General features: G+C 33.8%; 13 protein-coding genes. All 13 read right to left on the bottom strand.

The genetic code is table 11. The features are described from left to right. Window positions 1–26 precede the first annotated feature (26 nt). Window positions 27–1,358 (bottom strand): DUF2029 domain-containing protein, encoded by a 1,332-nt coding sequence (locus IPN31_03795; GenBank protein MBK8681025.1) that lies wholly within the window; start codon window positions 1,356–1,358, stop codon window positions 27–29. Then, window positions 1,355–2,836 carry a glycosyltransferase gene (locus IPN31_03790; GenBank protein ID MBK8681024.1) on the bottom strand — a complete coding sequence of 494 codons (1,482 nt, stop codon included), beginning with the start codon at window positions 2,834–2,836 and terminating at the stop codon, window positions 1,355–1,357. Before IPN31_03790 ends, IPN31_03795 begins: the two co-directional genes overlap by 4 nt. A 4-nt stretch (window positions 2,837–2,840) precedes the next feature. After that, window positions 2,841–3,530 (bottom strand): glycosyltransferase family 2 protein, encoded by a 690-nt coding sequence (locus IPN31_03785; protein ID MBK8681023.1) that lies wholly within the window; start codon window positions 3,528–3,530, stop codon window positions 2,841–2,843. 73 nt (window positions 3,531–3,603) lie between these two features. Further along, the gene (locus IPN31_03780) at window positions 3,604–4,998 is read right to left on the bottom strand and encodes a 4Fe-4S binding protein (GenBank protein MBK8681022.1); all 1,395 of its coding nucleotides are present in this window, start codon (window positions 4,996–4,998) and stop codon (window positions 3,604–3,606) included. 10 nt (window positions 4,999–5,008) lie between these two features. Then, complete coding sequence (locus IPN31_03775) at window positions 5,009–6,346, bottom strand: FAD-dependent oxidoreductase (GenBank protein ID MBK8681021.1); 1,338 nt, start codon at window positions 6,344–6,346, stop codon at window positions 5,009–5,011. Window positions 6,347–6,496: 150 nt separating this feature from the next. Continuing rightward, window positions 6,497–8,974: a T9SS type A sorting domain-containing protein gene (locus IPN31_03770; protein ID MBK8681020.1), complete on the bottom strand. Its 2,478-nt coding sequence runs from the start codon at window positions 8,972–8,974 to the stop codon at window positions 6,497–6,499. A 167-nt stretch (window positions 8,975–9,141) separates the two neighbouring features. Beyond that, window positions 9,142–10,254: an AI-2E family transporter gene (locus IPN31_03765; GenBank protein ID MBK8681019.1), complete on the bottom strand. Its 1,113-nt coding sequence runs from the start codon at window positions 10,252–10,254 to the stop codon at window positions 9,142–9,144. A gap of 53 nt (window positions 10,255–10,307) precedes the next feature. After that, a complete protein-coding gene (arsM, locus tag IPN31_03760) occupies window positions 10,308–11,282 on the bottom strand; it encodes an arsenosugar biosynthesis arsenite methyltransferase ArsM (protein ID MBK8681018.1) in 975 nt (324 codons plus the stop codon). A gap of 35 nt (window positions 11,283–11,317) precedes the next feature. Then, entirely contained in the window at window positions 11,318–12,397 is a 1,080-nt protein-coding gene (locus IPN31_03755; protein MBK8681017.1) for an anion permease, read from the bottom strand. A 6-nt stretch (window positions 12,398–12,403) separates the two neighbouring features. Further along, window positions 12,404–13,015: a TIGR04282 family arsenosugar biosynthesis glycosyltransferase gene (locus IPN31_03750; GenBank protein MBK8681016.1), complete on the bottom strand. Its 612-nt coding sequence runs from the start codon at window positions 13,013–13,015 to the stop codon at window positions 12,404–12,406. Then, the gene (arsS, locus tag IPN31_03745; protein ID MBK8681015.1) at window positions 13,012–14,070 is read right to left on the bottom strand and encodes an arsenosugar biosynthesis radical SAM protein ArsS; all 1,059 of its coding nucleotides are present in this window, start codon (window positions 14,068–14,070) and stop codon (window positions 13,012–13,014) included. Before arsS ends, IPN31_03750 begins: the two co-directional genes overlap by 4 nt. A gap of 57 nt (window positions 14,071–14,127) precedes the next feature. Continuing rightward, the gene (locus tag IPN31_03740; protein MBK8681014.1) at window positions 14,128–14,466 is read right to left on the bottom strand and encodes a carboxymuconolactone decarboxylase family protein; all 339 of its coding nucleotides are present in this window, start codon (window positions 14,464–14,466) and stop codon (window positions 14,128–14,130) included. A gap of 89 nt (window positions 14,467–14,555) precedes the next feature. After that, a complete protein-coding gene (locus tag IPN31_03735) occupies window positions 14,556–15,257 on the bottom strand; it encodes a DUF2064 domain-containing protein (GenBank protein MBK8681013.1) in 702 nt (233 codons plus the stop codon). Window positions 15,258–15,364 lie beyond the last annotated feature (107 nt).

Below are 15,364 nucleotides of genomic sequence, written 5' to 3'. Positions count from 1 at the left end.
TGGAAAGGGGCCGAAAGGCCCCTTTTTTATTTTATAGATTTTCTTAAGTTGAAAAATTCATACATAATTACTGCATAGAGAATTAAATATTCAATAGCAACAATAATCAAATTCTCCTGATAAGGTAAATAGTTGTAAGTGATATATGTAAAACAAATTAGAAAAGACCAAAGAATAGAATAGCGTAGGATAGTGATTGATGTAAGAGCAATTAAAGGAGTTAAATACCATGGGTGAATAGTAGTAGAACATAAGAAATATAAAGTGAAAACCAGAAGAGACAGTGTTATAAAATCTAACTTAATTCTTTTTGAAAATGCAATCAGCAATATTGTTATTGTTAATATAACAGGGAGTATGCGCTGTATAAGTATTACATAATTGTAGTTATTCTGAAACATCCATTTTAACGCATAATATATACTTGCATTAAACTCAAAAGTTTGAAAGTATAAGCGGAAGCTAGTGAAATAGTTTAAAATACTTCCTGATTTATAATAAGGTAGGAATGAAATTCCAACTATTAACAGTGCAATGACGATTATTTTTAATGCATGCCTGATTTCCAATCTTCTAAATAATAAAGGCAACAACATCAATGGCCAGAGCTTTACTGATATACTTATTCCCAAAAATATTGCAGCGGGTAAAAAGAAATTATTCAAAAGCAAATAAATACTCAGCAATAAAAAAAATATCATCATTGCTTCCATGTGAATATTGCCCGTGAGTTCAATAATTACTAATGGATTAAATGCATAGTACGCTGCTTTTGAAATAGGCAATTGCAGTTTTCTTAAAATGCGTATCAGCAACACAATTGAACCTGCTTCAAATAATACCATACATGTCTTTAATAAAAGCACATGTAGAAAGATGGAATTACCCGCAACATAACTTACACCGGTAAATATCCATTGACACACAGGAGGATATATGCTGTAATATTCTGTTGAATTCAGATTGGCATATATATCAGTTTGCAAAAACTCAGATCTAGAGGAATTATTAAATTGATTTAATAAAAATTCCGGAGTAAAAGCAAACGGATTTACATGTAAAGTATTTACAACGCCATCCCAAATAAATCTGTAATAATCATCAGAAAGATTTGGGATATTACCAATTAATAATAGGCGAATTCCAACAGCAGCAATTATTATTTCTGATGATGCAATTTTTGAAGAGAAAATATTTTTTATAAGTAATCCATACAACAAAAAGAGGCTGCTATAACAACTGATTAGTAATATAAAATCAGTTCTATCTACAAAGCGATTAAAGTAAAATGCAATTACACCAAAAAGCAAGTAGAGAAAGTAGCGGCTATTTTTAGAATTAGTGGTTTCCCATATCATGATTTAAGCCGTGAGTGTTTCACGGAAAAATAGAAAATAATTCCGAAACCAAATGCGGATAAAATATGAAATGGAAGCAAGCCATAATCCTCATAATAAAAAGCCATTACAATTCCGGTAATAAAATACATACAAAATAATCCTTCCAAATAAGTGATTGCAGTTATTTTTCTTGATATATATTTCTTGTTATTCCAAAGATCATTTGACTTCATGATATTGAATTTCGGTGTGCGGATAAATGCAGACTTATGCCCTGTCCAGCCACGTAACACAGCCCATGCATTATGTAATGAAAGTCCCATTGTTATTGCTAGAAAAATTGGGAAGCGGGTGAGAAATGCTTTCCAGGTTTGTTGTTTGGTTTCAAACGCTTGTCTTATAGAAATGTAATAAGCAAATGCGATAGAGATAGAGCCCAATAAAAATATACTGGCGTATTTAAAATAATTGAATTCTATATAAATATTTTTTACAAATAATAAAGGAACGCTTAATAGTCCTGTAAAAAATATGAAGATATAGTTAGTGGTATTAAACAAATGCACTATCGCATTTAACTTCACCTTTAATGGCAATTCAGAGTTTAATACTGTACGTCCAATTTTTTTTGCCGTTTCAGCACCGCCTTTATTCCATCTGAACTGTTGAGATTTTACTGCATTCATATCCGTGGGTAATTCAGCAGGTGAAGCAATGCTTTCTACATATTTAAACTTCCAGCCTTTTAGTTGCGCTCTATAACTTAAATCCAAATCTTCTGTGAGTGTATCACTCATCCAACCACCTGCATCATTAATAGTTGTTTTACGCCAAATACCTGCTGTACCATTGAAATTAATAAAATATCCTGCGGCACTTCTTCCTGTTTGTTCTATAGTAAAATGCAGGTCAAGTGCGAAAGCCTGTATCTTGGTGAGAATAGAATAGTCTTTATTAATATGTTCCCATCGAGTTTGCACCACACCAATTTTAGCATCATCAAAGTAAGGTAGAGTGCGTTGTAAAAAATCAGCATAGGGAATAAAGTCAGCATCAAAAATGCAAATGAATTCGCCCTTGGCATATTGCAGACCTTCTTGTAAAGCACCTGCTTTAAATCCTGTGCGGTCTGTACGTCTTATCTGTTGAATATCTAATCCTTTATTTTTCCATTCCAACACTTTTGCCGCAACTAAATCCACTGTTTCATCTAATGAATCATCTAAAACCTGAATCTGTAATTTATCTTTTGGGTAATTAAATGAAGCGATGGAGTCAATTAATCTTTCAACTACATATAATTCATTAAACACGGGTAATTGGACTGTTACTACAGGATATTCAGATTCCGGAATATTAAATTGAATATTACTTTCTTCATCCTTTAGTGACCTCTTAAATTTTAAGTAGTGTATGGCCAGATTCAATTGAGTAAGACAATAAAAAAATAATATTGTAATTGGTATAGTATAAAGTATAATTATGAGCAAGCCCATGTGTTCAGGCATATTTTATAATTGTGAAAATAATTTTATAACCCGCAAGTACAGTTCCTTTTATTGTACCGGTAATTTTTGATTTACCAATTCTTCGTCTGTAATCCACCGGTACTTCTGTATATCTGATTTTATTTTTTACTGCTTTCACCTGCATTTCCACTGTCCATCCGTAATTGGTGTCCTGCATTTGTAATTGTTTTAAACTTGACCATCGTATTGCTCTAAATGGTCCCAGGTCGCTGAAATCTGCTTTTAGAAACAACCGCATTAATGTTGTTGCCAGCCAATTGCCAAACAATTGATGCGGATACATCGAACCTTGTTCTCTGTTTCCTTTTGCCCGACTTCCAATAACCATATCAGCTTCGTTATTAATTATCGGTTTTACAATATCTATTAATTGTTCCGGATAATCAGAATAATCACCATCCATAAAAACAATTATATCCGGTTGATGCTCCGGTAATTTATTACTTATATATTCTAATCCTTTTAAACATGCAGCCCCATATCCTTTTGTAGTTTCTAAAAGTACAGTAGCGCCTGCATCCTTGGCAATACTTGCTGTATTATCTGTTGATCCATTATTTACAACAATCACTTCTTCAACCCGATCAACGGGTATATCGTTCAGGACATACCCAATGGATCCGCTTTCATTAAATACCGGAATTATTACATTTATTTTCATACCTCTTATTGCCTTTTTCGGCTTAATGTAAAGCGGTTGCTAAGGTAGTGAGAATAAATCTGTATCTAGGTTTTCAGGATAGAACATCTACATCATCTGCTGAAATAAAACTAATTGCATTCATTTGAATTTCTGTGCGTTTAGAAGTTTCCGGTCCGGTCTCCAGTTTTAATACTCCACGAGGACAAACAGCGGAACACACTCCACATCCAACACAACTTGCTCTTACAATATTCTGATTGCGCTGCGCATACCAACGTACATCAATTCCCATTTCACAATAGGTGGAACAATTTCCACAACTGATACATTGGGCGCCATTAGTTGTTATTCTAAACCGTGATTTAAATCTTTGAATAATTCCCATATATGCAGCCATCGGACAACCAAAGCGACACCAAACCCTGCTTCCTAAAAGCGGATAAAATCCCACACCAACTACTCCGCTAAAAATGGATCCTATAGCAAGGCCATAGCCTCTTGATAAACCTTTTGCTAAATTTTCACCAAGCAATCCGCCTTGAAGACTCACATCCACAAGTAGTAATATGGTGATAATAATAATTGCAGCAAGCACGGAATGAATTAACCACCGTTCTATTTTCCATGCTTTTAATGATTTATCAGAAAGATGACGAAATGGATCGCCGGCAGTTTCGGCAAGTCCGCCACAACCACATACCCAACTGCAATACCAGCGTTTGCCGGAAAAATAAGTGAGAATTGGTGTTGCAATAAATGCGAGTATCAATCCCCAGAAAATAGTAAACTGACCTAATGCGCCATTGCTTGCGATATAACTTAAATTTGATGGAAATAGCGCATCATAATCTAATGGGAAAAAATAACTCCAATAAGGTTCGTAGTTATATAATCGCAAAAGAATTCCCGGAAGCATCCATGCAAAAATTAATTGGAAAAACATTACTGAAATTGTGCGCACCTGCTGATATCTATTGTGTCTGTACTTCACAATAAATTTTATTCCCATAATAGTTACGGCAAGTGTATAAAATGATCCATATACAAACCATTGGTCGGAAGGACGGCCACGCAATAAATAACTAATCGGATCGAACATGGCGATTAATCCGCCAAGCGAATTTCCTTGTAATATTTTATCGGTGTAGTCTTTAAAATACAGGCACAGATAAAAGCCTGTAATTACAATTCCAGCTATCCATCCCAAGGCGCCTCGTGATGTTAATGATGAGAAAAAGTTGCTGTTATTTTTAATTCCTTCGGGTGAGTCATAATAAGAGCCATAAAAAAATAATCCACCTCCAATTGCAAAACCGCCAAGCATAAAGTATAAATAAATTGCCGGCGATACCAACGAAATATTTAACCATGCAAAAGTGATTGCCAAAAGACCAATTGCAATAATTGCTAAACCGATTTTTTGTAAAGTATTAAAATTTGCGGGATGTGGGTTTGCAAATGATAAGCTGTTGTTTACTTGCGACATAATATAATTATTAACCGAAAATTATTTTGTTTAACGAATTTTTTGAACGGAGTTCTATTTTATAATTTGGATTTTCTGAATTCCATTTTTTAATGATTTGCTTTTCATAAGTTCGATAAAGTTCAGGATCGAAATTAGCGGGTTTTAAATGTTCCAAAACATAATCAATGCTTCGGCTTTCTTTTAACCAAAGATTAAATAATTCATGTCTTAGTCGAATGCCAAAGTTATTTATACCTATAAATTTTCTATCACTTGTATTATAAATAAAATGCAAGCATTTTTTACCCTTAGGATGCTCCCAATAAAATTCACTTTCTCCTTCTCTTAATTGAGGTAACACAGTGCCGTATGTTTGATATTCTATATCCATAAATTTTGCACTGTTATACCAATAGCCCGGTGTATATTCTGTTTTAAAACCCAACATATTTAATGCGGCTGTTTCACCTTGAATTTTTCCTGTGTACCAAAGTTGTTCTATTGGTTTTCTATCAGTGAGTGCTTCTTGAAATTGAGCGCAATCTCCTGCTGCAAAAACATCCGAAATATTTGTTTGGAAATTGCTGTTTATTACCACACCTCTGTCGGTTTTAATTTCAGAATCTTTTAGCATTGAAATATTTGGACTTACACCAACCGTAATACCCACCACTTGACATGCAATGGATTCATTATTTTTAGTGATTACTGTTTTTACTCTTCCATTTTCATCACCAATTATTTCTTTTAATTCAGCGCCTAATCTTAAATCAATTCCATGTGCACGAATATGATTGCTAATTAATGTTGCTTCTTGTTGTGGTAAAACATTGTCCCAATAATTGGATTCTCGTACTAACATGGTAACAGGAAATTTGCGAGCATGTAACATCTCCGCCAATTCAATTCCTATTAATCCACCACCGATAATTACGGCTCGATTAATTCCATGTTTAGTATTCTGCTCCAGCAAATCCAGATCTTGCATAGAATATAAACTTTGAACTCCCTGCAAATTATTTCCCGGCCAGGAAAACATATTTGATTTGGAACCGGTAGCAATTAATAATGTATCATATTGCATTGTACTTCCATCTTCGAATACAATTTGTTTTTTTTCTGATTGTATTGCGTTTACCCATGCACGTTTCAATTCAATGTTATTTTTCTCCCAAAACCAATCTTCATACGGTTTGGTATCTTGATAGCGCATGTGCCCCATATAGATATACATTAGTGCAGTGCGTGAATAAAAATGATCAGTCTCACCGGAGATAACTGTTATTTTATCATTGCTTCTTTTGCGGATAGTTCTTGCCGCAGTTATACCTGCAATTCCATTTCCAATAATTACATGATGCATGATTAAAGTGATAAGTACAATTAAAAGTAATTAATAATTATTAAGCATACTTTTTAAGTGAGAGTTCCTTAAGAAAAAGGAATAAAAAAACCCGGCATAATTTACGCCGGGTTAAGCAATGATAAAGGTATTATCCTTTAATAAACTTGAATATTACTCTTTTATAAATTTAGCAGAAGCAATGCATTGTGTATCGTTATATATGCGTATCATATATAATCCGGAAGCAATACTATTACAGTCAATTGCAGCAATTCCGTTTGTGTTTGGTTCAATAGAAGTATAAACAATTCTGCCAGTCATATCATAGATTTTTATCAGCATATTTTCTTCTGCATAATTATTAAGTACAAGTTGAAATAATCCATCATTTGGATTAGGATACACTTGCAAATCAGAATCTTCACTTTTTAATCCAGCTTGCAATCCGGGTAAAATATTAATTGTATAATCTTCTACTTCACCTACTAAAAACGTTTCACATGGCGATGGGTAAGCGCCATTCTTCATTGCAATTCTAAACATGGTTTTACCGGTTAATGCAGATGCAGGCACAGTGAAACTGCTATTTATATTATTGGCAGATTTTGATTTTCTTGCAAACAATTCTTCACCGGAATCTTCAAAATCTCCATCTTGATTATAATCAATCCAAGCTTTGTAAAATTCTCTTGTAGGTAATAGTGTAAACCCTGCGCTGTATTTAATACTATAGGCATTTCCTGGCATTAGATCTATCACGTTGGCAGTGCCATCATAATATCCTCCATCTGAGCTTGAATTTCTAATAAATCCATTCAGTTCTATTTTATCTATCCATTCTGTTAAAGCACTTACACCTTTTGCATTACAATAATTTAAATCGGAAGCTATGAAGCTAACTGAATAATCTTCCACTTCACCATAAGAAAATAATTCGCACGTTGTTGCTCCGGCATTATATTTCATAGCTATACGCATTTTAGTTTCGCCGTTGGCAGCAGCAGGAACATAAAAAGTACCACTTACACTAGAAGTAACAGAGCCTGAATTATATACATTTTCTCCCACATCATTAAAATCCAAATCATTATTATAATCAATCCAGATACTAAAATATTCAGGATAAGCTGTTGCTGAAATATAGCCGGGAGTTAATGTAACATTTACCATTTCACCGGGTGCAAGTTCAGCGGTTAAGGCAGAAAAATCTGCATACCCAAAATTATTATCTGAAACATTACTTACTCCATTTATAGAAATACTTTGAATCCATTCGTATTCAGAATTTACACCAAGTGATGCACAATAGCCGGGATCTGTTTCTCCGGTAGCACCTTCAATACATGCAGCAGCCGTAATGGTATTTCGAATTGCGTTTCCTGGTTGTGCGCCAAATCCATTACTGAAATTAATTCCATATGCAGTTAAATGACAGTAGCTCATTATGGTTCCTCCACCAACTGGCGCAGGACCTGCCGGACAGCCACCTTCTGTAGTATAACAATTATCAATTGCACCGCCTACCCAATTGCAACTATGTGTATGATAAGAGCCAAATAAATGACCCATTTCATGTGTGATTACCATTACTGTCCATGAATATGTTGGGAAATCTGAATAGGTGGAATTCACATCGCTATAGCAATATTTATAAGTATTGCAAAGGCCGTTGATTGTATATGCAACGCCACCTAAGCCACCCGGATCCATTGCAATTAAATGTGCAATATCTCCATTAAAAGTAGGGCGGTTAATTTTAAAATCCGTTAGTGCGTTAAAAGAAGTGGCAGTTGAATAACTATCCGCTGTATTCCAAACAAATATTTCTGAAATCTCAATCGGCACATCTTCATTTGCATAAATAGCTGCTGAATTATTAAAGATGCTGGTTAAATAATTACTTGTACTTGTTACGCTTCCTTTATTTACATACAAATCGTAATCTGCTTCTAAATAAACTTTAGGGCATTTATCAATACGAGTGCCGCCACTAGTTTCAAGTAAATCGTGAAAAGTGGATTCATATCCTTCAGGTTCAGGAGTTGCACACCCCTTATTTTCATAATCCACCAAAATATCTTTATCTGAATACAGCATATATTCATTTTCTAAAGCACCTGGTTTTTTATTACGACCAATATTTATATTTCCATCTTTTTGAGAAGAGGCAACTCCAAAAATTTCATTTTGGAAAATACTAATTGCTACTATAGAATTGGGATCATCTTTTATTATCCCTCTATAATAAATTCCCGGGTTATAAGCTTCGTCACCACCTAAGGCACTTGTTACTTTAAATCCCGAAGACAATATATGCACTTGTATAAGCTCTAATTCCAATACTTCATCTCTATAAGGTATTGACAATGATATTGCATCTTTCTTTTCATTATATAATGATTCAAGAACACCTGCATCCACAGTAGTGAAGGTGATATTAGTTGCAAATGCATCGGTTTGCATTACTCGTTCGGTGGAAGGAGTAAATGGATTAAAGATTTCTATTTTACTGAAATCTTTTTTGAGTTTGCTTTCGGAAATTTCCCGAGCAACAGGTTTAATAATTTCTGATGATTGAGCTGCAATGTTGGTTATAATTAAAAAACTACATAGATACATTGCGCATTTTACAAAAAACTGGCTAGACATAATTAATCAATATTTAGGGTTAAGCAATATTGTGCGTGTGTCCAATAAGGTTTTGTAAAACTATAGTCTTACTTAATTTGGGTACTCTCTTAAATTTGTGTGGTGTGACGAGGAGAAGGCGGCAAATATATTTGCAGCCGTGCAAATGTATTTTTTCTTATTCACATTTATTCCATGCCCTGTGTTAAATTCTTAACAATTTTAATTTCGCTGAAAAATTCACGGGCAATAATTCGTATGAAAATGTAAGCAGGCACTGCTATTATCATCCCAATGATACCTGCCATGGATCCGAAAATAAGTACGATGGTAAATATTTCCAGAGGGTGTGTATTTAGACTATTTGAAAAAATTAATGGTTGAGAAATATAATTATCAATCAATTGAACACCTTGGCAAATTGCCACAATTGTAACAATTATACCCCCCAAATTGGCATCTGGATTCGTCGCAAATTGACTGGTGGTGGTGACAAGCAAAGCAAACAGGGTTCCTATAATCGGACCCAGATAAGGAATGATATTTACAATAGCACAAAAGAAGGCTATAAGCATTGCGTATTTATATCCGGCAATCGAAAATCCTATAATAATTAATATAAAAACTATTGTGGATTGTATAATAAGTCCTGTAAAATAACGGGTTAATGTTTTTTCGCTGCGGTTCATTATGCGAATTGCTTTTTCTTCAAAACGAGTGGGTGTAATACCGATTAGAATCTTAGAAAATAATTTATCATCACTCAAAAAGAAAAAAGATATAAAGGCGACAGAGAATATTGCCGTAATAATACTTCCCAGACTTACTAAGATGTTGCTAAAAATATTTGATACTGAAGTCATGGTTATCCAAGCATTAAGTTGTGCAGACAACATATCTATTAAGGAGGTATAAGTGGTGTCAGGATTATTTTGAAATTGCAAAATAAAATCTTCAAGTTGATGAAACCAGGGACCTAAACCGGCAGCAACTTCTTGTGTGTCTATACTTCCAATTACTTGCGCCTGTTCAATAATAAGTGGTATAAAAAGCATTTGTATTCCAACGATACCTGCAATAATAACTGCCAATGCAAATAAAGCAGAAAGCCATCTTGGTAATTTATATTTTCCAAAATGTATTTTATCTAATAGTCTTACAATGCGCTTTCCCAAAAGTGAAACCACCGCAGCCATTAAAAAATAACTGATGATGACATAAAAATTCCAAATAAACCAGATGCCGAAAGCAATGCCAATAGCACTTAAAATATTTCGATAAGTAAATACTCCTTTATTCAATGCATAATTAATTGAAGGCCGAAGTTAAGATGTGCAATTCAAATTGGTAAATATTAACAACCACCACCACCGTCATAGAACCATGTAGATTCTGAAATGAAAATATCTTTTCGATCCAAAGTTTGAAATTGCAAGGCAGTTTTATCACAAATAGATAATGGTTGATTTGGCATTAAGATGTGTCCTTTCTTGTCGTCAAAATAATCTGCATCACCAAAATAAATTGCTGTTTTACCTGTAAAAACACAGGGGCCGTCATTTAGCATTGGATCTTTTATAGCGCAAATTTCTGCACTCTCAATATAAATTAATTCAGGTGTATTATAATGGCCAGGATCAAGAATGCGATAAGGTCTTTTAGCTCGCACTTCAATTGTTCCAAATCCAATAGATGTGATTCGATTAATATATTCATTCAATGGCAAAGAACCACTTAAACATAAGGCCCTTAGTTTTTCATCGTCACGCAAATTATTTGGTATTGACTGCTCACAGATTGGATCACTCATTACTAATCTGCCATGTTTTTTTAATACTCGGTACATTTCTCCCAACGCTTTATTTAAATCCATATCAGTAAAAATATTGAACAAACAATTTTGTGCTGCGATATCTATTGAATTTTCTACAACGGGTAATTTAAATGCATCTCCTTTTCGCAATTCAACAAATTCACGTTTAAACCATGGATTGAGTTTTTCTGCTTCAATTAAATTTTCATCGCAAACAGAAAGCATTTCTTCTACTACATCTATTCCTATCACGCCACCATTTTTGCGATTGAAATAAGCAAATTGTAGTAACTCCATTCCGCCTCCAACACCTACATACATGATTGTTGGATTATTTATTAAATCTCTTGGATTTACCGTGCTGCCACATCCATAATTCATTTCGAGCATTTTTTGAGGAATCACTAATTCCGGCAATTGCCATACTGGTGTTGTTGTGCAACACAATCCTTTCTGTGGATTTTCGGCTGCTTCTTTGTAAACATTTCTTGTGGTTTCTAAATATGTTGTTGACATTTTGAATGTATTTAAATAAAAGTATTTTAAATTGATTAAAAGATAAATTGAATGCATAAATAAATTATAGCAGAAAGAATTGCGGCTAATGGTAATGTAATTACCCATGAACCTATTATCTTACCAACCATTTTATAATCCACTTTTTTATTTGATATGCCTATTCCAAAAATTCCACCTACAGATACATGAGTTGTTGAAACAGGCATCCCACTAATACTTGCTGTCCAAACTAAAACTGCTGTAACTAAGTTTGATGTAAAGCCCTGACCAGCATTCATACTTGTAATTTTCTTACTCATAGTAATAGCTACTTTCTTTGCATGTAATAAACCTCCAATTGCCATAGCAACAGCAACGAGTACAATAATTAATGGTACACTAAAAAAATGAATTAGCAATAGTAAACCTGCAATTTTTGGTGCATCATTCATGCCTCGGGCAAAACCTACAGCACCTGCTGAAATAAAATGAAATGCATCTAATAATTTTTGTGCAGAAATACCGACTATATCGCCGGTGTATTTTTCTACTTCAATTTGTTGAACAGAAACTCCAGGAGCCATAAATTGATTTACATTTTTTATTGGTGGATTGGCAATAAAATGTGTGTCTTTATCAATCTTCAAAAACAAACGCAATCGGCGAAATAATAAATAGAGAAATATACTCGCAAAACAAGCAATAAAAGGACTTACTAATAGCGGAAGTAAAAAAGTATATGTAAGTTGACTTAAATTTAATGCGTTGCCAACGGCCATAAAACCTGCACCTACCAAAGCACCAACTATGGCATGAGTTGTTGAAATTGGAAGACCAATTTTTGTTGCAAAGAAAACAGTTACTGCTGCACCAAGAGCTACGGCAGTGGCAATAGCGGGGTCCTTTAACGATTCATCAGGAATTAATCCCTTGCCAGAAAAATTCTGCATAAGACCATGTGCTAAATAAATTGCAAATATGCTTCCGAGTAAAGTACTGATAGTGCCCCAGCCAATTGAAATAATAAAATTACTTGTACCACTTCCAAACAATGTGGAAACTCCTTTGAAATTATCATTTGCACCATTTGAATATGCGAGAAATAGTGCACTAATAATTAGAAGAATTTCCATATATAATTATGAGGTAGGTTTTGTTAGTTCCGGGTAGTTATTTAATTCAGTAATTGTATCAATATCGGTGAGAGGATCTAACAAAAATAGCTTTCCGTTATTTTCCTGAATAGCATTTCTTGTTTCTGCTAAAAGTTTTTCTGTACTCCATGGTTTGTCTCTAAAAATCCAACGGTTCCATTTTTTCATACCGATCAGATAATAGCCACCATCTTTTGCAGGCCCGATTACAAAATCATTGTTGTCTAATGCATCAAACGCATTTTGAATTTGTAATGATGTGAGATCATAACAATCTGCACCTATCATTACAACTTTATGATATTCATTTTTAAATGGAATTGAAAATGCGTATTCCATGCGCACACCTAAATCGCCATCACACTGCACATATTTTTTAAATCCATCATTAATAAACTGATCCTTTCTATCAATTATATCACTGTAAAAAACAAAACGATCAACCTGAATCTCTGAAGCAACTTTACAAGTATGCTGCAATAATTTATTGTAAACAAACAATGCTTGTTCCTCTCCGATGTCTTTAGTTAAACGGGTTTTTACTTTCCCTTTCACCGGATTTTTTATCATAATAATCAATGCATTCTTATGTGTCATGCAACGGCTCCTCCACAACTGGAACCTGCACCTGCAGTGCATCCATAACAATGTTGATTAAAAACGATTTGACGATTCTTTAACTTTTCAATATCAAATTCATTAATGTGCTGAGGAGCATTTGCATCTACTTTAAGACCTAACATTTGATTAAAATCACAATCGTAAATTGTTCCTTCCCAACCAACAGAAATTGTATTGCGACACATTACATTTAATGCAGCACCGGGATTAAATGCATTCACTAATTTTTCCATATAAGATTCATAGTTGCCCGATTCAATCAGATAATCTAAATATCTACTAATAGGCAAATTGGTCATACAAAACAAACTATTAAACTCTATATCAAAATTTTTCTTCAGCTCTTTTTTAAATTGTTGTTCTAACATTAATTGTGAACCGGGTAAAAATGCACCGCCCGGATTATACACTAAGTTTAATATTAAATCAGAATCCGGTTTGCCATAACCTATGTTATTCAACATTTGTAATGCCTGAATACTCGCTTCAAAAACACCATCACCACGTTGGCTATCCGTTCTTGATTTATTGTAATAAGGTAAGGATGAAATCACTTCAACTTTGTGCAGTTTAAAAAATTCCGGCAGATCATGATATTTTTTATTTGCAAGAATAATTGTGAGATTACATCGCACTAAAATTTTCCTGTTAAGCTTAGAAATTTCTTCAACAAACCATCTGAAATCAGGATTCATTTCTGGAGCACCACCAGTTAAATCAACTGTGGGAATATCCGTTGCAGCCAACACATCTATACATTGCTGCATTGTTTCTCGTGTCATAATTTCCTTGCGATCAGGACCTGCATCTACATGGCAATGCGCACAGGTTTGATTGCACATGTATCCAACATTCACTTGAAAAATTTCTGTTCTTACAGGTGTCAATGGAAATATCTGATGCTCTTTTAGTTTGCTTTCAAATTTTGGGAGATCAATGGTAAGTACTTCATGTGTATCCAGCACTTTTAATTGATATGCATTATCTGCAAGCTTATGATGTTGTTTATGCAATGATTTTTGTATAGACATGCGATATGAAATTTTTAATAAAAAAAGAAAATTTTAATACGTCTGTAATTCATTTACCTACATTGTTACTTCTTTAAAGCGATTCATCATTTGTGTGCTGTGCACTAAAGATGCGCCTCCTCGGATTGCAGCGGCAACATGCACCGCTTCCATCATTTGTTCTTCATCAACACCTTTTTCTAAACTATCCACTGTATAAGCATCAATGCAATACGGACATTGAATAGCGTGTGCAACTGCTAAAGCAATTAATGATTTTTCACGTTGGGTGAGTGCGCCTTCTTCAAATACTTTTCCATAATAATCGAAAAATGCTTTTCCTAATTCTTTATCCCAATCTGAGATATTTCCGAATTTTTTTAAGTCTTTTGCGTGATAATAATTTTCTCTTTCCATAATTGGAGTTTTAATATTTAAGTGATTGTATAAAAATGATTTCAGCAATTATTGTAATTGCTGTTGGGTAATTCAGTAAGTTGCAAGTATTATAATGCAGGTGGAGACTTCAGAGAAATAGAAGTGGGTAGTAATGCAGAAATAAAATGAATGCCATTTTTAAAAATTGCATTTTGATACCTGTTAAGTAAATTTCCTGCTAATTGTTTTAGGCGGAATAAAAACGTTTGAGAATTTAATAGTAAGGCTAAATCTCCTCTTGTATGAATATCTCTTTTAATGGTCGTTTTAAATAATGATAAACCATTTAGATTGCAAAATCGAGTAATTACTTCAGCAAGATTCCCTGTTCCCCATGGCAATAATGCAAAGCGTTTTTTATTAAAATCTTTGCGATGCATTGCTATTAAATATAAACCACCTTTTTGATCAGGGCCGGTTACAAAATCATAGTTATTTAATTGTGCAGATGCATTTATAATATCATTATGCGACAATGATGCACAATCGTTGCCAATTGAAATAATTTTTTGAAAACCCAAATTAAAAATATCTGCAAATGCATTTGAATAACGTTCACCAAAATTTTCACCTTTTTGATATTCGGAATTAATAATATAATACGGCAATCCTGTTTTTCTGATTATTGCTAAGGAATGATTTATCATGCAATTTGCCACTTGCTGAGATGCAGCGGTATCGCCTGCAATAAAATGTTTTACCCGTGCTTCCTCTTCTGCACTGCGGGAAAAAAATAAAATTGCTGTGGACGAGCTATTTTTAAATTGCATATTGCGTTCTAACAGTTGTATTATATCTACGGTTCGTTTAGCGAAAATAGAAATTTTGCATTAAGTAATTCACTTATAATTTATGATTACATCATGCAAAGCAGTTA

This window comes from Bacteroidota bacterium (assembly GCA_016715425.1).
Taxonomy (GTDB): Bacteria; Bacteroidota; Bacteroidia; order Chitinophagales; family BACL12; genus JADKAC01.
The sequence above is the reverse complement of the archived record's forward strand: the minus strand, read 5'-3'. Positions and strand labels throughout refer to the sequence as shown.